18 protein-coding genes are annotated in these 20,349 nt (G+C 56.5%); 5 read left to right on the top strand and 13 right to left on the bottom strand.

The window, feature by feature from the left end; all coding sequences use genetic code 11:
* Positions 1 to 104: 104 nt before the first annotated feature.
* The 3 genes from HFD95_RS12910 to HFD95_RS12900 all read right to left on the bottom strand — a co-directional run bounded on the left by HFD95_RS12910 (position 105) and on the right by HFD95_RS12900 (position 2,969).
* Complete coding sequence (locus HFD95_RS12910) at positions 105 to 1,157, bottom strand: YncE family protein (RefSeq protein WP_061901847.1); 1,053 nt, start codon at positions 1,155 to 1,157, stop codon at positions 105 to 107.
* A 202-nt stretch (positions 1,158 to 1,359) separates the two neighbouring features.
* Positions 1,360 to 1,569 (bottom strand): DUF1471 domain-containing protein, encoded by a 210-nt coding sequence (locus HFD95_RS12905; protein WP_009092571.1) that lies wholly within the window; start codon positions 1,567 to 1,569, stop codon positions 1,360 to 1,362.
* 212 nt (positions 1,570 to 1,781) lie between these two features.
* Positions 1,782 to 2,969, bottom strand: coding sequence for an MFS transporter (locus HFD95_RS12900; protein WP_167430328.1), 1,188 nt, complete (start codon positions 2,967 to 2,969; stop codon positions 1,782 to 1,784).
* Between the two features lie 105 nt (positions 2,970 to 3,074).
* Between HFD95_RS12900 and HFD95_RS12895 the strand changes: the two genes are divergently transcribed.
* Complete coding sequence (locus HFD95_RS12895; protein ID WP_033770846.1) at positions 3,075 to 4,040, top strand: AraC family transcriptional regulator; 966 nt, start codon at positions 3,075 to 3,077, stop codon at positions 4,038 to 4,040.
* A gap of 22 nt (positions 4,041 to 4,062) precedes the next feature.
* Here the strand turns inward: HFD95_RS12895 and HFD95_RS12890 are convergent, their stop codons facing one another.
* The 6 genes from HFD95_RS12890 to gltP all read right to left on the bottom strand — a co-directional run bounded on the left by HFD95_RS12890 (position 4,063) and on the right by gltP (position 10,977).
* Positions 4,063 to 5,607, bottom strand: a complete 1,545-nt coding sequence (locus HFD95_RS12890; protein ID WP_033780425.1) for a PAS domain-containing methyl-accepting chemotaxis protein — start codon at positions 5,605 to 5,607, stop codon at positions 4,063 to 4,065.
* A 228-nt stretch (positions 5,608 to 5,835) separates the two neighbouring features.
* Positions 5,836 to 7,290: a PTS N-acetylmuramic acid transporter subunit IIBC gene (gene murP / locus HFD95_RS12885; protein ID WP_124889610.1), complete on the bottom strand. Its 1,455-nt coding sequence runs from the start codon at positions 7,288 to 7,290 to the stop codon at positions 5,836 to 5,838.
* On the bottom strand, positions 7,290 to 8,201 hold the full coding sequence (murQ, locus tag HFD95_RS12880) for an N-acetylmuramic acid 6-phosphate etherase (protein WP_167430327.1): 912 nt from the start codon (positions 8,199 to 8,201) through the stop codon (positions 7,290 to 7,292). Before murQ ends, murP begins: the two co-directional genes overlap by 1 nt.
* A 487-nt stretch (positions 8,202 to 8,688) precedes the next feature.
* Positions 8,689 to 9,063 (bottom strand): helix-turn-helix domain-containing protein, encoded by a 375-nt coding sequence (locus tag HFD95_RS12875; RefSeq protein WP_022625226.1) that lies wholly within the window; start codon positions 9,061 to 9,063, stop codon positions 8,689 to 8,691.
* Between the two features lie 119 nt (positions 9,064 to 9,182).
* Positions 9,183 to 9,458: a type II toxin-antitoxin system RelE/ParE family toxin gene (locus HFD95_RS12870; RefSeq protein ID WP_010252139.1), complete on the bottom strand. Its 276-nt coding sequence runs from the start codon at positions 9,456 to 9,458 to the stop codon at positions 9,183 to 9,185.
* 217 nt (positions 9,459 to 9,675) lie between these two features.
* Positions 9,676 to 10,977 carry a glutamate/aspartate:proton symporter GltP gene (gene gltP / locus HFD95_RS12865; protein WP_010252141.1) on the bottom strand — a complete coding sequence of 434 codons (1,302 nt, stop codon included), beginning with the start codon at positions 10,975 to 10,977 and terminating at the stop codon, positions 9,676 to 9,678.
* Between the two features lie 583 nt (positions 10,978 to 11,560).
* On the opposite strand from gltP, the gene acs reads away from it, so the two are divergent.
* From acs to HFD95_RS12850, 3 genes are all read left to right on the top strand, one after another.
* A complete protein-coding gene (gene acs / locus HFD95_RS12860) occupies positions 11,561 to 13,516 on the top strand; it encodes an acetate--CoA ligase (RefSeq protein ID WP_010252142.1) in 1,956 nt (651 codons plus the stop codon).
* Positions 13,517 to 13,656: 140 nt separating this feature from the next.
* Positions 13,657 to 13,986, top strand: a complete 330-nt coding sequence (locus HFD95_RS12855) for a DUF485 domain-containing protein (RefSeq protein WP_010252143.1) — start codon at positions 13,657 to 13,659, stop codon at positions 13,984 to 13,986.
* A complete protein-coding gene (locus HFD95_RS12850; RefSeq protein ID WP_124889609.1) occupies positions 13,983 to 15,638 on the top strand; it encodes a cation acetate symporter in 1,656 nt (551 codons plus the stop codon). Before HFD95_RS12855 ends, HFD95_RS12850 begins: the two co-directional genes overlap by 4 nt.
* Before the next feature lie 82 nt (positions 15,639 to 15,720).
* On the opposite strand, the gene HFD95_RS12845 is transcribed toward HFD95_RS12850, so the two are convergent.
* The 3 genes from HFD95_RS12845 to HFD95_RS12835 form a co-directional block, all read right to left on the bottom strand.
* Positions 15,721 to 16,266 carry a YfaZ family outer membrane protein gene (locus HFD95_RS12845; RefSeq protein WP_010252147.1) on the bottom strand — a complete coding sequence of 182 codons (546 nt, stop codon included), beginning with the start codon at positions 16,264 to 16,266 and terminating at the stop codon, positions 15,721 to 15,723.
* A gap of 136 nt (positions 16,267 to 16,402) precedes the next feature.
* Positions 16,403 to 17,098, bottom strand: a complete 696-nt coding sequence (locus HFD95_RS12840; RefSeq protein ID WP_060681529.1) for an LrgB family protein — start codon at positions 17,096 to 17,098, stop codon at positions 16,403 to 16,405.
* Entirely contained in the window at positions 17,091 to 17,516 is a 426-nt protein-coding gene (locus HFD95_RS12835) for a CidA/LrgA family protein (RefSeq protein ID WP_010672051.1), read from the bottom strand. Before HFD95_RS12835 ends, HFD95_RS12840 begins: the two co-directional genes overlap by 8 nt.
* A 103-nt stretch (positions 17,517 to 17,619) precedes the next feature.
* Here HFD95_RS12835 and HFD95_RS12830 point away from each other — a divergent pair, with 103 nt between their 5' ends.
* Positions 17,620 to 18,522 carry a LysR family transcriptional regulator gene (locus HFD95_RS12830; RefSeq protein WP_167430326.1) on the top strand — a complete coding sequence of 301 codons (903 nt, stop codon included), beginning with the start codon at positions 17,620 to 17,622 and terminating at the stop codon, positions 18,520 to 18,522.
* A 44-nt stretch (positions 18,523 to 18,566) separates the two neighbouring features.
* Here HFD95_RS12830 and HFD95_RS12825 read toward each other — a convergent pair whose 3' ends face one another.
* A complete protein-coding gene (locus HFD95_RS12825; RefSeq protein WP_010252155.1) occupies positions 18,567 to 20,216 on the bottom strand; it encodes a Na+/H+ antiporter in 1,650 nt (549 codons plus the stop codon).
* Positions 20,217 to 20,349: the final 133 nt, after the last annotated feature.

Below are 20,349 nucleotides of genomic sequence, written 5' to 3'. Positions count from 1 at the left end.
AGCGATTCTGTTTAAATAAAAAGCCACTCGTCAGAGTGGCTTTCTCGTTTACAAAGACCGGATGTAAAACAGCTTCAACACAGTAGTGTCCGGGACGTCACGCCTTACAGTGCAATACGCATCACGCTGTCAGGATTTTTTGGCGGCGCCTTACGCGAGCCAGGCTGTTTCACGCTGACATAAAGCACCTTGCCATCTGCCGAGAGTGCCAGACTGTTAGGCAGCGCCGGGGTTTTTACCGTGCGCTTCACCTTATAGCTGCTGGCGTCGATGATGCTGACTTCACCCGCTTTGCGATGGGTGACATAAAGCTCATCGCGCTCACCATTAAACAGCACCGCCAGTGATTCCGGCACATCAATCCGCTGAATCACCTGCTGATTACGCAGATCAACCACCAGCACCTGCGCCTGCTTTGAATCTGTCAGGAAGGCGCGCTGACCGCGCGTATCCAGCGCGATGTTCAGGAAGAAGTGCTCTTTATCTCCGTCAATCTTCTGCTTTTTCTCAATGGCATTGGTGCGCGCATTGATCGTCACCAGTTCACCATCACCGTTGGTGACGTAGACCTTTTGCGCGTCTGAATCTACCGCCAGGCCGGTGCCCATTTTACCGGTATTCGGGATGGTACTGACAAGCTTCAGCGTGCTGCCATCCACCACCCAGACCACGCTTTGCGGTCCCAGGCCGGTGATATAAACCCGGTTAGTTTTAGCATCAACCGCCACCTGACGCGGCTGCAATGGGCGCACTGTCTCACTGCGCTTACGGCTATCCAGCACCAGCGTGTTGAGCACTTTGCCGCTGCTGGCGTCAATGGCCGTAACCGAGCCGTTTACGGTGTTGCCGATGTAGAGCACGTTGGTTTGCGGGTTGATCGCCGCGCCGAAAGATTTCAGCTCCGTATTGATCGACTGCTGTACCGCCAGCGTAGCCGGGTCGAGACGGAAAACTGTGCCGCCGTCACCGCTGCTGTTCTGCGCTGTCGCCACGAACAGCGCGTTATCTTTCGGGCTGACTGCCAGTTCATAGACGCCTTTACCCACAGCCTGATTGAGATCTTCAGCCTGCACCGCCAGCCATCCTGAGGCAGAGAACAGGGCCGTAGCCAGTAACAGCGGACGCAGGGTCCGGCACGTATTGGTAATCGCTTTCATAACTTCTCCATAGTTAATCCACTGCAGACGCAGTGAAAAGAAAGCCCGACATTGCAACCAGAAACAGCTGACCAGCAGTCAGATGCAGAATTGTTTTTGAGAATAATAATTATTTCGGGGGGAAAGGGACAGGATTATTAGCGGATAAACGCCGCCAGGACGCCCAAAGGCGTCCTGTCAGCACAAGAGGGTAAAACTTAACTTATTTCAGCAGCTCAGCGGTCATGTGAACGCCGTTGTTGGTGTAAGCTTCAGTGATTTTATATGAAGCACCAGCTTCCTGAGCCTGCGCAGCGATTTTCGCTTCAGCACCATCCAGCGTAGAGTCGATGGCGGTCACAGATTGGGCGAAGCTGGCGAATGGCAGAACAGAAAGCGCGATAACAGCTGCAAAAGTTTTGATAGATTTCATGGTCAATTCCTCGGTTAATTTTTATCAGGTAAGGCGTGCTGCCTTGTTGATAGATATATTAGTCCGGAAGTTGATCAGTAAAAAGCGGAGGGTTTTGCTTAACTCGTTCAGTAAAATTGATGATAAAAAGCACATTTCGCACAGTTATCACTCAAAAGGTTAATAATCTACGCCCATAAAAAAAGGCAGCATATATTGCTGCCCTTGAGGATTTAACCGTGATGTCGTACCCGGGTGAAGATGGTCAGCGCGGCCAGCAGCATCAGCACTCCGCTGGCAACGAACACACCGCCTGCGCCGCGCAGGTCAAACATCCAGCCGCCCGCCGCCGCGCCGACAGTAATCGCCAGCTGGATGGTGGCAACCAGTAAACCGCCGCCCGACTCCGCATCATCCGGCACCGCGCGCGAAATCCAGGTTGACCAGCCGGTTGGCATCGAACCAAACGCCATACCCCAGATCGCCACGCCTGCACCTACCATCCAGCTGACATCGCCAAAGCTCACCAGCAGCAGCGCGGTGACACTCATCAACAGCGCCATGCCACTCAGGGTCAGTGATACGCTGCGGGTGACCAGGAAACCGGCCAGCGAGGTGCCAAAGAAGTTCGCCACACCAAAGGCCAGCAGCACCAGCGACAGCTGATTGAGGTTGAGCTGCGCAACGCTTTCCAGAAATGGACGCAGATAGGTAAAGAAGGCGAAGTGACCGGTAAACATCATGATTACCGCCAGCATTCCCCAGCGCATCACACCAATACGCAGCAGCGCCAGCACCCCGCCGTTGCGGGCTTTGTTCTCTGCCGGCATGGCGGGCAGGGTAAAGAACTGCCACAGCAGCGCCACCGCACCCAGTCCGGCAGTCAGCATAAAGATGTTGCGCCAGCCCACCAGTCCGCCGAGATAGCTGCCCAGTGGCGTAGCGATAATCGTCGCCAGCGAGATACCGCTGAAGACGATAGAGAGCGCACGCGGCACCTGATCGTTGGGAACCAGGCGCATGGTGATGGCGGTTGAGAGTGTCCAGAAGCCGCCAATGGCCATACCCAGTAGCACCCGCGCCAGCAGGATCACCGTCAGGTCAGCCGCAAACGCCACCATCAGTGCCGACGCGATCAGCAACAACGAAAACACCAGCATGACGATGCGGCGGTCGATGCGCCGCGTGACGCTGCCGGTGACCAGACTGGTAAACAGCGCCACCAGCGCGGTGATGGTGACGGTCTGTCCCGCCTGGCCTTCGGATACGCCGAGGCTGTGGGCCATCGGCGTCAGCAGACTCACGGGTAAAAATTCGGCGGTGATGAGGCTGAACACCCCAAATGCCATAGCAAATACCGCGCCCCACGCGGGACGGGTCGGCGAGGAAACCTCATCAGCCACTTCGGTTGTCAGACTCATGCTGCTTCTCCGGAAGATAAAAAAAGTGAGTGTGAGCATAGAACGCCGTGTCAGGACGATCTATGATGCTTACACCTTCATTTTTGATAATTCGTCTGGAATCACATGAGCCACTATGGAGATCTGACCAGTGAGCTGCTGATGGGGATGCGCCTCTATGGCGTGAACTATCAGCGTATCGCAGTGAGCGCGCCGTTTGGGCTGCGTTATGATCACGCGCCGGGCCGGGCGCAGTTCCACTTTGTCGGACGCGGCTCACTGATGGTGCGCAGCGCCTCCGGCGAGGTGTTTCAGCTCAACAGCGGCGATGCGCTGCTGGTGCCGCACGGCAAACCCCACAGCCTGATCTCCAGTGAGGAGGCGAGCTGCCAGTGTATTAAGAACATGGCGAGCAAGCCGCTCTGCGACAGCGTCTGCGCCATTGCAGCCCCGGAAGATGCCTGTGATGACGAGCACAGCGTGCTGTTATTCAGCGCCTGCATGGCGTTTGAGCTCGGCGGCATGCAGCCGCTGATCAATACCATGCCCGATGTGATGCTGGTGAGTACTCTGCTGTCGCAATACCCGGAGATTCAGCCGATTCTGGCGGCGATGGAGCGGGAGTCGCTCACCCGCCAGGCGGGATTCGCCGGTATTCTGTCGCGTCTGGCAGACGTGGTTGCCGCGCTGATTGTGCGCGGCTGGGTAGAGAACGGCTGCGGCGAGCGCAGTGGGCTGGTGCAGGCGATGCGCGATCCACGTCTGAGTCAGGCGATTGCTGCGATGCATCGGGAGCCAGGCGAAAACTGGACGGTGGCGCGGCTGGCCAGCGTGGCAGGCTGTTCGCGCTCAGTGTTTGCCGGACGGTTTCTCAATGCCACCGGTATGACGCCGCTGCGCTATCTGACGGAGTTGCGGATGCGGCTGGCGGTGCAGCGGATTGTGAACAACGGTGAAGCGGTGGAAGCCGTGGCTTATCATCTCGGCTACGGCTCGATTGCGGCATTCAGTCGCGCCTTTAAACGGATTGTCGGTCAGTCACCAGGCGCACTGCGTGCCGGACGCGACGGCACGCAGGCGCTGGCCTCTTAACCGGGCCGCTGAATCTCTTCTCTTAACGAAAGACGCTGATCGCTTCGACCAGACGGTTAGCCTGATGGGTCATGCGACCTGAAGCCTCAGCGCTTTCTGTCACGCGGGCGGCGTTCTGGTGGGTGATATCATCAAGATCTTCCACCGCTGAACTGACTTCGCTGAGCGCGGTCGCCTGTTCGGCCGTGGCGGCACTGATCTGGGCGATCAGTGCGGTGACATTCTGCACCTGCGACACGATATCCTGCATCGTGCGGCCTGCCGCGCTGGCGTGCTCATTGCCCGAGTTGACCCGGCTGGCGCTGGTTTCAACCAGCATTTTGATTTCGCTCGCGGCTTTGGCGCTGCGCTGCGCCAGGCTGCGCACTTCTCCGGCGACCACCGCAAAGCCTTTGCCCTGCTCACCGGCCCGCGCCGCTTCCACGGCGGCGTTCAGTGCCAGGATATTGGTCTGGAACGCAATCCCGTCGATAACGCTGGTAATATTGGCAATCCGCTTTGAACTGTCAGCAATTTCGCCCATCATGCCCATCATTTCGGTCATCACCTCGCCGCCTTTGCTGGCAGCATGGCTGGTGCCGGCTGAGAGGGTATTCGCCTCATGCGCAGTTTCAGTGTTGCTCTTCACCGTGGCGGTCATTTCGTTCATGGTGGCCGCAGTCTGCTGCACATTGGCAGCCGCCTGCTCGGTACGGCGGCTGAGTTCGTTGTTGCTGCGGGCGATGGCGTCGCTGGCGCTCAGCACGTTGATCGCCTGGCCGCTGACATCATCCACCAGCCAGCGGAACATCAATCCGAGCTGACCGATGGCGCGCAGCGTCACACCCACCTCATCAACGCGGTCCATCTGCTCCACTTTATGGCTGGCACCGGTTGCCACGCTCAGCGCCTGTTTGCACATCCGCTCAATAGGGCGTGAAATCTGCTGCTCCAGCCACAGGCTGCAGAGCAGAAGCAGCGCAACCATTCCCGCGGTAAAGCCTGCCAGTGCCGTGGGCGTCATGCCCAGCGCCCAGACGCCTGCCACCGAGAGGGGCAGTAACGTCAGCAGCGTTGTGCGGATCCGCCAGCGAAGGGGCAGCGTCTTCAGGATTGAGGCGGGACGACGCCAGCCGCTGCGAACCAGCAGGCCTTTGTGAAAACGTCGCCCTCTGGCGCGCCCTTCACGAAAATCCTGATAGAGCACCTCAGTCTGACGCACTTCCTCTGCCGTGGGTTTGGTGCGCACCGACATGTAGCCCTGCACTTTACCGTCGCGTACTACCGGAATGGCGTTGGCCCGTACCCAGTAGTGATCGCCATTTTTACGGCGGTTCTTGACCAGTGCCGTCCAGGGTTCACCCTGTTTCAGCGTCGCCCACATGTCGGCAAACGCTTCTGATGGCATATCGGGGTGACGTACCATGTTATGCGGCTGGCCGTTGATCTCGTCGGCGGTGAATCCGCTCGCCTCGATAAACGCGTCGTTAGCGTAGGTGATGTGGCTGTTAAGATCGGTGGTCGACATCAGTGTCGCATTATCGTCGAACAGATATTCACGCTGAGAGACAGGCTGGTTGTTACGCATCAAAAGTCCTTGGAGACCCGACGTCCTGCACGCGACGGTCTGAGTGTCGGCATGAAAACTGTGGGCTGAGAGATAACGATTACCTTTTTTTATGTTTTCGGCATGCTTCTGCCTACTCTTTAGCGTTTAAGTTAAATTAGTGGCAATAATAAAGCCGCTTTGTAGCGGCTTTCACATTTTTGGTTGATTATCCATCCGTTAGCCGGACTGGAGAATTCCGGCAGCGGGTCAGCTGAGGTCGACATTACGGGTGCCAAACCACCAGGTGAGCAGGAATCCGCCGATCCAGGCCACCATCAGCCCGGCCAGATAGACCGCCATGCCAGCGAAGATCCCCTGGCTGGAGGTCATCAGTGGCAGCGTGACCAGGCCGGAGGGTCCGAATACCGTGTTCATCCCGACCGGCAAACCCAGCCACGCCACCAGCCCGATAAAGAACCCGCCCAGCGCACCACCGCCGCAGGCGGTGATAAAGGGCTTGAGGCGCGGCAAAGTGACGCCGTAGATCAGCGGTTCACCGACGCCAAGCAGCCCCGGCACGATAGCGCCTTTGATCTGCGCCCGCAGCAGCGCCCCTTTTTCTGCTTTGCACCACAACGCCAGTGATGCGCCGACCTGGCCTGCTCCCGCCATCGCCAGAATCGGGAAGAGCGAGTTAAAACCCTGGGTTTCCATCAGCGCAAAGTAGACCGGAATAAAGCCCTGATGGATGCCGAACATCACCGCGATCAGGAACAGCCCGGCCAGCAGCGCACAGCCAAAGGGATTGTTATTGAGATGGATAAACAGCCACGACATCCCTTTAAACAGTTCGCCGCCCAGCGGCATGATCAACAGATAGGTGATGGCGCCGGTGATCAACAGCGTAAACAGCGAGGTGAGGATCATATCGAGATTGTCGGGAATGATTTTGCGCAGCTGTTTTTCAATCCACGCCCCGATAATCGCCGCCATCAGCACGCCAATAATGTTGCCGCGCGGGTCGATCGCCAGGCCAAAGAAGTTTTCCATGCCGCTGTAGTAGCCGGTGGTGGCCGTGGGCACATAGCCGAGCACAAACAGCGAGGCGATGATTGCGCCATTGACGCCGCTGCCGCCAAACGCTTTCTGCGCGTTGTAGCCAATCAGGATGCTGAGAAAGGTGAACAACCCTTTACCGAAGACTTTCATGTACGCCACGGTATGCAGCAGCCAGGGCGCGTGGTCACCGGGTGCATTGAGGTGGAGACTCTGTTCAATCAGCGTGGCAAATCCCAGCAGCAGCCCCGCGCCGATAAAGCCCGGAATCAGCGGAGTGAAGATGGTGGCGAAGCGCGACAGGAACTGATGCACGCCGCTGGTCTGTTTCGCCTTTAGCTGCTGCTTCTGCTGCGCCGCAAGCAGGCTTAGTTCCGCTGTTTGGCCCTGCGGTGCCAGCGCGGTATCACCCTGAGCCAGCAGGTTCTGCATCCCTTCGGCGGCGGTTTGCGCCTTGCCAGGCCCCAGCACAATCTGCAACTGTGCCTCGCTGTCGATAACGCCTAAGACACCCGGCAGGCTTTTTAACCGTGCCAGATCACTCTCTCCCGGCTGATTGAGCGTCAGGCGGAGCCGCGTCATGCAGTGACCACAGGCCGCGATATTTTGCGCGCCACCGACCGCCTGCAGGATGTCGCGCAACAGTGCCTCGGTGATTCTGGCCATTAGCGTGCTCCCGCTGCCTGTAAAGCCTGACGGATAAAGCCCTGATGCTGACTGAGCAGCGCTTTCGCCTCATCGGCAGCCAGGTCAGCCAGCACCATCAGAATGGCGGTTTTGCAGTGTCCGCCACAGGCGGTGAGCGCGGCGCTGGCCGTCGCCTCATCACAGTCAGTGGCCTGCATGACGATGTTAACCTGACGCTGCACCAGTTTCTGATTGGTGGCTTCCACATCGACCATCAGGTTGCCGTACACTTTTCCGCTGCGGATCATCGACCCGGTAGTGAGCATGTTGAGCACCAGTTTTTGCGCCGTGCCCGCTTTCATACGAGAAGACCCGGTGATCACTTCGGGGCCGACCACCGGCGTGAGCGCAATCGCGGCAACCTGCGACATGGCGCTGCCTGGATTACAGGTGAGCGATACAGTGGTCGCGCCAAGTTCGTTTGCGTATGCCAGCGCACCCAGTACGTAGGGTGTGCGACCGCTGGCGGCGATGCCAACCAGCACATCGTGGCGGCTGAAGTGGATATCTTTCAGATCCTGCGCGCCCTGCTCCCGGTTGTCTTCCGCGTTTTCTACCGCCTGGAGTATGGCGGTATGGCCTCCTGCAATCAGGCCGATAACCTGCTCGCGGGGTGTGCCAAAGGTAGGTGGGCATTCGCTGGCATCCAGTATGCCAAGTCGACCGGAGGTGCCTGCGCCGCAATAGATCAGTCGTCCACCGGCCTGGAAGGCGGCGCAGATGGCGTCAACGGCGGCGGCAATCTGCGGCACGATGGCCTCAACCGCCAGCGCCACCTTTTTATCTTCATCATTGATGACGCGCAGCATCGCTTCGGTGGAGAGTTCGTCAATATTCTGGCTGGCCGGGTTGCGGCCTTCGGTGATCATCTGGCTGAGGTCGAGTTTCATGGCGGGCTCCGCAAAGGAATAAATTATTCAAATTACTAACTATCATAACGAATGATTAATTCATTGGGTGAGATCTTTTTTCGATGGATGTGGGGTGAGTCATGTTGCGGGAGATCAGGTTGGGTTAGTGATGAGTATAAGCATTACGACCTGGGTGCGGTGCATGTTAGTGGAATCGCTGGGAGACTGGTGCAGGTCAGAATAGGTTCACCTGATCGTAAAGACGCATTCGTCATCCATGACGCTCGGCCCACGCGATTACGCACCTCATCCATGAGGTGCGCCCGTTGCCGGGCCAACGCTCTGCGTTGTTCAAAAACGCTCCCGGCGTTTTTGTCCCTGGCGTGGGACGCTTTACTCTTCAGGTATCAGAAAACAGTGAGCAATTGCCTGCCTCATAATGGGTTCTGAGGGCACCATTCGACATCGCGAGGGAGCCGCGTCAGCCAATTAAAACCCACCAATCGCAGGTTAAACGCGCATCCATTTAATCAATATAAAGTTGTGACGTTCTGCAGCCATATAAAGCAGCCAGCTTCTCAAGCGTTTGTTTTTGAGGTTTCTTTCTCGACTCTAACTTCGACACGCCAGCCTGCGTGATGCCCAGTTTATTCGCCACCTCTTCCTGTGACATGTGACGATGCAAACGCCAGGCAACATGCAAAGGAACGGATTGCCGTCGGCTGATTTTCATTACATCATGAGGAATCGTTTCATCATCGTCTGGACCCACTTCATAAGGGACAGACTCAAACACATCATCTAAATGACGTTCAGCCATGAGCTTATTAAACAGCTCTATAGGGATGACAGCACCAGTGCGGTTCCCGCGCTCGTCCGTCAGAAACTGTATAGCATTCATGGGTAATCACTCCTTATTGGTACGGCAGGCAACACTGTCTGATCGTCTGCCTGTGCTGCGGAACGCTAAACCCGGCTGCACAGAACTTATTGATGACGCACATTGCTCCTGCCACACTGCTAGCGCTTTTTGTACGTGGTCGATGTTCTTCTTACGACTTCAAGTATATCTATCACTACTGGCTGACCTTTCTCTATCTTCCAGAGTACGCGGTAGTGACCTACTACCAGCTTCATTCGCTTCTGTTTATCATCAGTCAGCTTTTCGACTTTCAGATGGGGAATATCCGGCCATTTAGCCAGCGCCTCTACAGCATCTTCAATAGCGTTACCCTCTTTCTGAGGCAGCCCATAAAGCTGTTTCAATGCCTTTTTCGTCCAGTTAATTTCTGGCATCCGTCAACACTCCATGTTGTCAAAGACCACAGTCAACTCACCGCAACGAAATATAACCATAATCAATCATAATAACAATGTTACTGCCTCGAAAGCCTGCATTATAGTTATAAAAATATAACTATTTAATTCTCGGTCAACCTGCATATCTGACATGAAAAATCTCATAAAAAAAGGCCCAACTTTCGTTGAGCCCATTTTTACGTTAATGCCGTGTTCAGCTTGCGGTCTGTGTCCGCAGCTCCAGCTCATACTCTTTCGCCTTTTCGACGTCGAACTGGTTTTCCCAGCGGGCAATCACCAGCACCGCCAGCGCATTACCAACCACGTTCAGCGCGGTACGCGCCATATCCATGATGCGGTCAACACCGGCGATAAACGCCAGACCTTCCAGAGGAATGCCGACGCTGCCCAGCGTGGCCAGCAGCACTACGAAGGAGACGCCTGGCACGCCAGCGATACCTTTCGAGGTCACCATCAGCGTTATTACCAGCACAATCTCGTCGGTCAGCGACAGGTCAATGCCATACAGCTGCGCAATAAAGATCGCCGCGATACTCTGATAAAGCGTTGAACCATCCAGATTAAACGAATAACCGGTCGGCACCACGAAGCTGGTGATCGCTTTCGGCGCGCCGTAGGCTTCCATCTTCTCCATGATACGCGGCAGCACCGTTTCCGAACTGGAAGTGGAGTAAGAGAGAATCAGCTCATCCTTCAGGATACGCATCAGCGTGGTAATCCGCAGCTTACAGAAGCGCGCCACTCCGCCCAGCACCACAAAGGCGAAGAACAGAATTGCCGCGTAAACCAGCAACACCAGCTTAGCCAGCGGCCAGAGCGAGGCAAAGCCGAAGTTAGCAATCGTCACCGCAATCAACGCAAACACACCCACCGGGGCATAGCGCATGATCATGTGCGTCACTTTAAACATCGCTTCAGAAATGCCACGGAACAGGTTCACCAGCGGATCGCGCTGTTCTGACGGCAGTGACGACAGGCCTAAGCCAAACAGCACCGAGAAAAAGATAATCGGCAGCATGTCGCCCTTCGCCATTGAGGCGAAAATATTCTGCGGGATCAGCGACAGAATGGTGGTCACCAGGCTGTGCGGACCGCCCTGTACCTCTGCCGTTGTCGCTTCATATTTAGAGATGTCCACCGTTGCCAGCGTTGACATATCAATGCCGGTGCCGGGTTGAAATACGTTGGCCAGCGTAATACCGACCACAATGGCAATGGTGGTGATCACTTCAAAGTAGAGAATCGTTTTGACGCCGATGCGTCCCAGCTTCTTTGCATCACCCACGCCAGCGATGCCGACAATCAGGGATGAAATCACAATCGGTACCACAATCATCTTGATAAGATGAATAAAGATATCGCCTGCCGGGCTGAGAATGTTGGTGACTAACCATTCACGATTGTCTGGCTGATTATGCAACACAGCACCCACAACGATGCCAAGCACCAGGGCTGTCAGAATCTGCCAGGCCAGGCTGATTTTAAAACCTTTCATAACGTGTAATTTCCTCAGTCAAAACCCGTTTCTCTCTACTGCGAAGGTGCAGAAGACAATACACACAGGGAGTGAGCAAAAAGCCCGGTAAATTAGAGGGTGTCTTGAAACAGCGCCTCGTATGAAAATCTGATGATTCCCATACCCATTTTCAGACGCGGTCTGAGTTGATACCTGCAGAACAGGGGCGAGATAAGTACCATTTTCACTGTGGTAAATGCAACCCCTGGCGGATCCGATTAAAAGTTCACCATCTAAGCAGCATAAAGTGCTGCTGGAGCTGAAAAACCCTAACCTGCTGTTATGAAAAGTATTACTTCGATGAATTTACGCATAGCTATGCAGAAACGATTAAAAACTGATCCGGCGCGTTTGCTCGCTTTTTATTCAGGATAAAAGCGTAAAAGCGATGCCTGACTTCTCCAGCGCCGCCAGAGCGTTAACCTGATAGATCAGAATGGCTTAACGCTTCTTGGGGGATGTGTATCACGTGATCTGTGGCGCAAAAAAGAAACAAAGCTTTGGCGCAGGCTTTAATTAACCATTGATTGACATATCATTAACATCTTCAAGGAGATCCGCCATGAGCCAAATACACAAACATCCCGTTCCAGAGAATATTGCAGCAAACACCCTGATTACTGCAGAACAGTATCAGGCGATGTATCAGCAATCTGTCGACGATCCAGACAGTTTCTGGGGCGAACAGGGCAAAATCCTTGACTGGATCAAGCCTTACAGCAAAGTGAAAAACTGCTCGTTTGCACCAGGTAACATTAACATTCGCTGGTACGAAGATGGCACGCTCAACCTGGCGGCAAACTGCCTTGACCGTCATTTAGCCACGCGCGGCGATCACCCGGCGATTATCTGGGAAGGCGACGACGCCAGCGAAAGCAAAACCCTGACTTTCCGCCAGCTGCATGCCGAAGTCTGTCGCTTCGCCAACGTGCTGGAACTGCTGGAAGTGAAAAAAGGCGACGTGGTGGCGATCTATATGCCGATGGTGCCGGAAGCCGCAGTAGCGATGCTGGCCTGTGCGCGTATCGGTGCCGTTCACTCGGTGATCTTTGGCGGTTTCTCACCAGAGGCGGTCGCGGGCCGCATCGTCGATTCCAGCGCCTCGCTGGTAATCACGGCCGATGAAGGGATCCGCGCCGGTCGCAGCATTCCGCTGAAGAAAAATGTCGATGACGCGTTAAAAAATCCCAATGTCACCAGCGTGAAAAACGTGGTGGTGTTCCAGCGCACTGGTAAAGATGTGGGCTGGGTTGAAGGCCGCGATCAGTGGTGGCACGACCTGATGCTGAACGCGAGCACCAACCACGCTGCCGCAGAAGTCGGCGCAGAAGATCCGCTGTTTATCCTTTATACCTCCGGTTCAACCGGCAAACCCAAAGGCGTGTTGCACTCCACCGGCGGGTATCTGGTCTATGCCGCGACCACCTTTAAGTTCGTCTTTGATTACCATCAGGATGATATCTACTGGTGCACCGCTGATGTTGGCTGGGTGACGGGCCACAGCTATCTGGTTTATGGCCCGCTGGCCTGTGGCGCCACCACACTGATGTTTGAAGGGGTGCCAAACTGGCCAACGCCGAGCCGTATGGCGGAAGTGGTCGATAAACATAAAGTCACGCTGCTCTACACCGCGCCCACTGCAATCCGTGCGCTGATGGCGGAAGGTGATAAGGCGATTGCCGGCACCGACCGCAGCAGCCTGCGCATTATGGGATCGGTCGGTGAGCCAATTAACCCGGAAGCCTGGGAGTGGTACTACAAGAAAATCGGCAACAGCCGCTGCCCGATTGTTGATACCTGGTGGCAGACCGAAACCGGCGGCTTCATGATCACGCCGCTGCCGGGTGCGACCGAACTGAAAGCGGGTTCCGCCACCCGACCGTTCTTTGGCGTGCAGCCCGCGCTGGTGGATAACGAAGGTCAGCCACAGGAAGGCGCCTGTGAAGGCAATCTGGTGATCACCGAGTCGTGGCCGGGTCAGGCACGTACCCTCTATGGCGATCACGACCGTTTCGAGCAGACTTACTTCTCTACCTTTAAAAATGTCTACTTCAGTGGTGATGGTGCCCGTCGTGATGAAGATGGCTACTACTGGATCACCGGACGCGTCGATGACGTACTCAATGTTTCCGGTCATCGACTCGGCACCGCCGAAATTGAATCGGCGCTGGTCTCGCACCCTAAAATTGCCGAAGCGGCGGTAGTGGGGATTCCGCACAGCATCAAAGGCCAGGCGATTTATGCCTATATCACGCTGAATCATGGCGAAGAGCCGTCGCCGGAGTTGTATACCGAAGTGCGCCAGTGGGTCCGTAAAGAGATTGGCCCGATAGCCACACCGGATGTGCTGCACTGGACCGACTCACTGCCGAAAACCCGCTCCGGCAAAATCATGCGGCGTATTCTGCGCAAAATTGCCACCGGAGATACCAGTAATCTTGGTGATACTTCTACGCTCGCCGATCCTGGCGTAGTAGAAAAACTGCTTGAGGAGAAACAGTCGATCAAAATGCCTTAAGCGCACGCTGTCCGGCGGGAAGATCGCTTCCCGCCACACCCGCCCTACGCAGTCTGTTTCGGTAGTCACAAATATTATAACCAGCTGAATCCGCGCCCTGTCGCGAGGTTCTCGCCTGCAAGCCCTCTGGAGAAAATGTGATGAATGACGCCCTTTCGAATCAGGATGCCATCAATCAACAGATTGAGCGTAATCCCCTTTTTCATGAGTTAGTCCGTAAGCGTCAGGCGTTCGCGACGCTGCTGTCGCTGATCATGCTGGTGCTCTATGTCGGCTTTATCCTGCTGATCGCGTTTGCCCCCGGCTGGCTCGGTACGCCGCTGCATGCCGGCACCAACGTCACGCGCGGTATCCCGATTGGGGTCGGGCTGATTGTGATGTCGTTTGTGCTGACCGGCGTCTATGTCTGGCGTGCCAACGGTGAGTTTGACCGTTTAACGAAAGCGATCCTCAGCGAGGTGAAATCATGACTCGTCTCACCTTATGGCTGCTGGCCTTAATGCTGCCGTTTTCAGCGATGGCTGCCGATGCGATAACCGGTGCCGTGCAGCGCCAGGCGACCAACTACCAGGCGATTATCATGTTTACGATTTTCGTCGGGGCCACGCTGGGAATTACTTACTGGGCCTCAAAGCGCACCCGATCACGTAATGACTACTACACCGCGGGCGGCAATATCACTGGCTTCCAGAATGGCCTGGCGATGGCGGGTGACTTCATGTCGGCCGCCTCGTTCCTGGGCATTTCGGCGCTGGTTTACACCTCTGGTTATGACGGGCTGATCTACTCGCTCGGCTTCCTGGTTGGCTGGCCGATGATTCTGTTTTTAATCGCCGAGCGACTGCGCAACCTGGGTCGCTATACGTTTGCCGATGTCGCCTCATATCGTCTGAAGCAGATGCCGATCCGCACCCTGTCAGCCTGCGGCTCACTGGTGGTCGTGGCGCTCTACCTGATCGCGCAGATGGTCGGGGCCGGTAAACTGATCCAGCTGCTGTTTGGCCTTAACTACCATGTTGCGGTAGTCCTGGTCGGCATTCTGATGGTGATGTATGTGCTGTTTGGCGGCATGCTGGCCACCACCTGGGTGCAGATCATCAAAGCCGTGCTGCTGCTGTTTGGTGCCACCTTCATGGCGGTCATGGTAATGAAGGCGACCGGTTTCAGTTTTAATACGCTGTTCACCGAAGCGATGGCGGTCCATCCAAAAGGCATCGCGATTATGCAGCCTGGCGGACTGGTTAAAGATCCTATCTCGGCGCTGTCTCTGGGGCTGGGGCTGATGTTTGGTACGGCCGGATTGCCGCATATCCTGATGCGCTTCTTCACCGTAGCGGATGCTAAAGAGGCACGTAAAAGCGTCTTCTGGGCCACCGGTTTTATGGGCTACTTCTACTTCCTGACCTTTATTATCGGCTTCGGTGCCATCCTGCTGGTGGGCGCTAACCCGGCCTTTAAAGATGCCAGCGGCGCGCTGATTGGCGGCACCAATATGGCGGCGGTACATCTGGCGAACGCCGTGGGCGGCAGCACCTTCCTGGGCTTTATCTCTGCGGTTGCCTTCGCCACGATTCTGGCCGTTGTCGCAGGCTTAACCCTGGCAGGTGCGTCGGCGGTGTCTCACGACCTCTACGCCAGCGTGTATCGTAAAGGTCAGGCGAGCGAGAAAGATGAACTGCGGGTTTCAAAAATTACCGTGCTGGCGCTGGGCGTGGTGGCGATTGCGCTGGGTATTCTGTTTGAGAAACAGAACATCGCCTTTATGGTCGGGCTGGCCTTCTCGATTGCGGCCAGCTGTAACTTCCCGATCATCCTGCTGTCGATGTACTGGTCAAAACTCACGACGCGCGGCGCGATGGTGGGCGGCTGGCTCGGTCTGCTGACCGCCGTTATCCTGATGATCCTCGGCCCGACGGTGTGGGTACAGGTGCTGGGCAACGCGAAGGCGATTTTCCCCTATGAGTATCCGGCGCTGTTCTCCATGGCGGTGGCTTTTGTGGGCATCTGGCTCTTCTCGATTACCGACCATTCGCAGCAGGGCGCAGAAGAACGTTCACGCTTCCGTGCACAGTTTATCCGCTCGCAGACCGGCACCGGCATCGAACAGGGCAAAGCGCACTGATCGTGGCTTTTCGTTCATAACGAGCAGGCAATAAAAAAGGGCGGCTACCGAAGTAGTCGCCCTCTTCTTTTGCGCAGCAGAATCAGAAGCGCAGCGATGCACCCACGTACGGGCCATCGACCAGCACGTTATCTTTGCGTCCATCTTTGTTGTTCAGTTCGATGTACTGATAACCCACACGCAGGTTAAGCAGTGAAACCGGCGTGAAGCTCAGGCCGCCACCGGCTTCCTGATAGCTGTCGAGCTGATCGGTGAAAGACTCTGGCGCGTAATAATATTCGCCATACAGGCCCCACATGCTGTTGAAGCTGTAGTGTGCTGCACCACCCAGCGCCACCGCAAATCCATCTTTTCCATCTTCAGGATGGGTGAAGATCGCTTTTGCGGTCGGCGCCAGACGCAGCGGCCCGAAATCAACGTTGTAACCCAGACCGGCACCGTAGGTGCTGCCGTCATGGTCGCTACGCAGCCAGTTACCTTTCAGAAACAGACCGGGTGTTGTGGTGCCCAGACCCACATTCAGGTTGGTGTTGTGTTCGCTGACATCAACACTGCCTTCAATCGCCTGAGCGGCACCGCTCATTAAAACCAGCCCGAGGGCGCTCCCGGCAACAAGTTGCTTAAACATGATTCCACTCCGTGAAAGGACAATTAATTCGGCCGCAAGGTTAACAGCCTGAAATGGGGAGACAACAAAATCTGGAAAACTTTACGTAAAAATACGTGTCTCAGCGCAGACCAGCCCCTGTGCGACGGAGTGTAGCCTATATTGTCCACATCAGGTGCCCAATCAGCGGAGCCAGCACCACGGTCACCACGCCAGAGAGCATCATTACCAGGCTGGCGACCACGCCCTCCTGCTGGCCAATCTGATAGGCGCGTGCCGTGCCGGCGCCGTGGGACGCCGCACCGAATCCCGCGCCTTTCGCCACGCCCTGCTTAATGGCGAGCCGCAGAAACAGCACGTCGCCGATTGCCATGCCAAACACGCCCGTGATCACCACGAACAGCGCCACCAGATCGGGCTGCCCGCCAATCGGACCCGCCGCAGCCAGCGCAAACGGCGTGGTGATAGAGCGCACGGCCAGGCTGCGCTGAATCGACTCCGGCAGGGTTAACAGCCGCGCCAGCCAGACGGAACTGCAGACGGCGACCAGCGTCGCGGTCACTACGCCCGCGCTCAGCGACAGCCAGTGGCGCTTAATAATTTCCACGTTCTCATAGACCGGTACGGCAAACGCCAGCGTCGCTGGCCCCAGCAGCCAGAGCAGCCAGTGGTTTTCGGCGATGTAATCCTGCCAGCTGATATGCGTCAGCAGCAGCAATGCCACCAGCACCAGCGGCGTCATCACCAGTGGCATCAGCAGCAGCGTCCGCCAGCGGCGATAAAGCCGTTTATTCAGCGCATAAACCAGCAGCGTAACGGCTACACACAGCAGGCTGAGAAGAAAATCACGCATGCGGATCCTGCTTACGCGCGGCGCGCGCGACTTCATACTGATAAAGCCGGTCCACCACCCAGGCAGTCGAGGCCAGCACCAGCAGCGTACTGACGCCAATCACCACACAGATGCGCCAGCCATCAACCCGCAGCAGATCGCCATAGTTCACCACCGCCACCACCGCCGGAATAAAGAACAGCAGCATCTCGGCCAGCAGCCAGCGTGATCCGGCTTTCACCCAGTTCAGCGGCACAATCCGCGTCACGATTAACGCCAGCAGCAGCAGCATCCCGACGATATTGGCGGGCAGCGGCAGATGCAGCCAGCTCACCAGCCGGTCGCAGGCGATAAACAGGCCGATATAGAAACCCAGCTGGAGCGGCAGGCTGAGCCATTGCACTGCGCGGTTGCTGCGTAAAGTGAGCGCTAACGCCATCACCTTGTCTCCCCGATTAAATTGATGTCACCAGTATAAATCGTCAACAGAAGGTGAAAAAAATGAATTAAAATTATCGAAATCATGCCTGAAAGGAATAGTTATGGATGTCCGCGCCCTGCGTTACTTTACTGAAGTCGTACGCCAGCAAAGCTTTACCCGTGCGGCGCAGAAGCTGTTTGTGACGCAACCGACCATCAGCAAAATGTTGCGCCAGCTGGAGGAGGAGCTGGGCTGCACGCTGATCCTGCGCGATGGTCGTCGTCTGCACCTCACCGACAGCGGCCAGGCGGTCTATCAGCGCGGCCTGGCGATCCTGCAGCAGTTTCATCAGCTGGAAGCGGAGATTGGTGACATCAACCAGCTTAAAACCGGTGAGCTGCGACTGGGTATTCCGCCGATGGTCGGTATGCAGATCGCCGGTTCGATTTCCGCGTTTCGCCGCCGCTATCCCGGTGTGAAGCTGAAAATCTCTGAATTCGGCGGTCTGACCGTCCAGCAGGCGGTGCTGGCGGGCAGTCTGGATATCGCCCTGACCGCGCTACCGGTCGATGCCGAGCTGCCGCTGAACACCCTGCCCCTGATGCATCATCCGCTCTGCGTACTGCTGCCGCGTCGCCCGGAGTGGCTCAGCCGCCAGCAGATTGGACTGGCAGAACTGGCAGAGCATCCACTGCTGATTTTTAATGAGGAGTTCTCGCTGAATCGTCAGCTGATGCAGGCGTTTCAGCGGCTCAACCTGACGCCAACGGTGGCGGTTCGCAGCGGACAGTGGGATTTTCTGGCGGCGATGGTGCAGGCGGAGATGGGGCTGGCGATTCTGCCGGAGCCGATCTGTCAGCGGCTGGATAAGCAGTCGCTGCTGTGGCTGCCGCTGGAATCGGAGCTGAAGTGGAGTCTGGGATTGATCTGGCGGGAAGGGAGTTATCTGTCGCGCAGTGCGCAGGCGTGGATAGCCTGTTGTCGCGAGCATTGGCCGGATGAGCCGCCGCGCCTGTCGGTGTGAAAGGCTGGCACGCCGCATTAACGCGCAGGCGTGCCAGTCAGGACTTACTCCTCTTTTTCGATCAGCAGCGCTTCCAGCAGATCCAGGTCGTGCAGTAACTTCTGCATCGTCTCATTGGAGATTTGCTGGGTGGCGCGCAGATGATAGACCTCAGCACGTTCGGCACGCAGTCCGGTCAGGCGGAAGCGACGCTCCAGGTTCTCGGCGAACAGCGCGTGTTCAAGGTCATTCTTCCCTTCAGCGCGACGACGTAAGTTGCCAATCACCCGCAGACTCACCTCTTTAAGCAGCTCCGGGTCGATGTTCTCTTCCGACTCATTCTCCAGCCGCTCTTCCATCTTGTGCAGGCTCTCAATGGCTGCGCCTGCCATTACCGCTCGCGCATTCTGCAACTCGCGACGGTGTGCGCCTTTATCAATGGTATCAATGCCGCGCAGCAGAATCGGCAGAATCACCACTCCCACCAGCAGCGAGAAGAGAATCACGCCGGTGGCGATAAAGACCAGTTCATAACGCGCCGGGAAAGGCTCGCCGTTGGTCAGGAACAGCGGAATCGACAGGACACCGGCCAGGGTAATCGCGCCGCGCACACCCGCAAAGGAGGCGATCAGCAGTTCACGCAACGAGTAGTTGGAGAACTCCAGCGGCTTCTTCTTCAGCAGGCGTTTGCTGAAGCGCTGCATAATCCACAGCCAGCCAAAACGCACGATCATCAGCGCGGCATAGACCAGCCCGATATCGGCAAACAGCATCCAGAGCTCGACGTTCGGATCGGCCTGCGCCTGATCGACAGAGGTCTGCAGAATATCCGGCAACTGCAGGCCCAGCATCAGGAAGACCATGCCGTTAAAGACGAACTCCAGCATCTGCCAGACGCTGTTGGCACGCAGGCGCATCGCCAGCGGTGCCTGACGAATAATACCGGAACGGGTGATGGTCATACCGGCAGCCACGGCCGCCAGGATGCCTGAGACACCCAGATGTTCAGCAATCAGGTAAGAGGCGAACGGCAGCAGCAGCAGCAGTACGGTCTGGGTAGCCGGATCGTCACCGCTCCAGCGGCTGAGCAGGCGCAGTGACTTACCGTAGAGCCAGCAGATCGCGACACCCGCAATCAGACCACCCACCGCCACTTTCAGGAACTCAACGCTGGCACCGCCCCAGGTAAACACCATGGTACCCATGGCGACTGCCACGGCAAATTTCAGCGATACCAGGCCCGAAGCGTCATTCATCAGGGCTTCGCCCTGCACGATCGACATAATCTTCTTGGGAATACGGCCTTCACCGACAATGCCTGAGAGCGCCACGGCATCGGTCGGTGACAGCACCGCCGCCAGCGCAAAGGCAGGGATCAGCGGGATACCTGGTACCAGCCAGTAGATCAGATAGCCGATGCCGATCACGGTAATCAGGACCAGCGCCAGTGCTAAGCCAATTATCTCGCGACCATGATGCAGGAACTCACTGATCGGCGTCTTCCAGCCATCCGCGAACAGCAGCGGCGGAATAAAGAGCACCAGAAACAGCTCCGGGTCAAAGTCGACATGCAGACCAAAAGTTGGCCAGGCCAGCATCGCACCCACGGCGATCTGAACCAGCGGCAACGGGATCTGAAAAGGGAGGATACGAGCCGCGACGCCAGAGAGCGACACGACCAGCGTCATGATGAGAATTGTAAAAAAGATTTCCATGCTTTCCTTAGGCGTCGTTTCTTTCAATCATTGGTTAAGCGCTAAAGTGTAAAACAAACTGCGGTGAAGATTGTCAGCTACGCGTGCGCCGGGCGGGAAAATAGTGAAAAATTCCGGACGTGCAGCCGCACGC

Origin of the sequence: Pantoea sp. EKM10T (genome assembly GCF_011800685.1) — a bacterium.
GTDB lineage: Bacteria > Pseudomonadota > Gammaproteobacteria > Enterobacterales > Enterobacteriaceae > Pantoea > Pantoea agglomerans.
The sequence above is the reverse complement of the archived record's forward strand: the minus strand, read 5'-3'. Positions and strand labels throughout refer to the sequence as shown.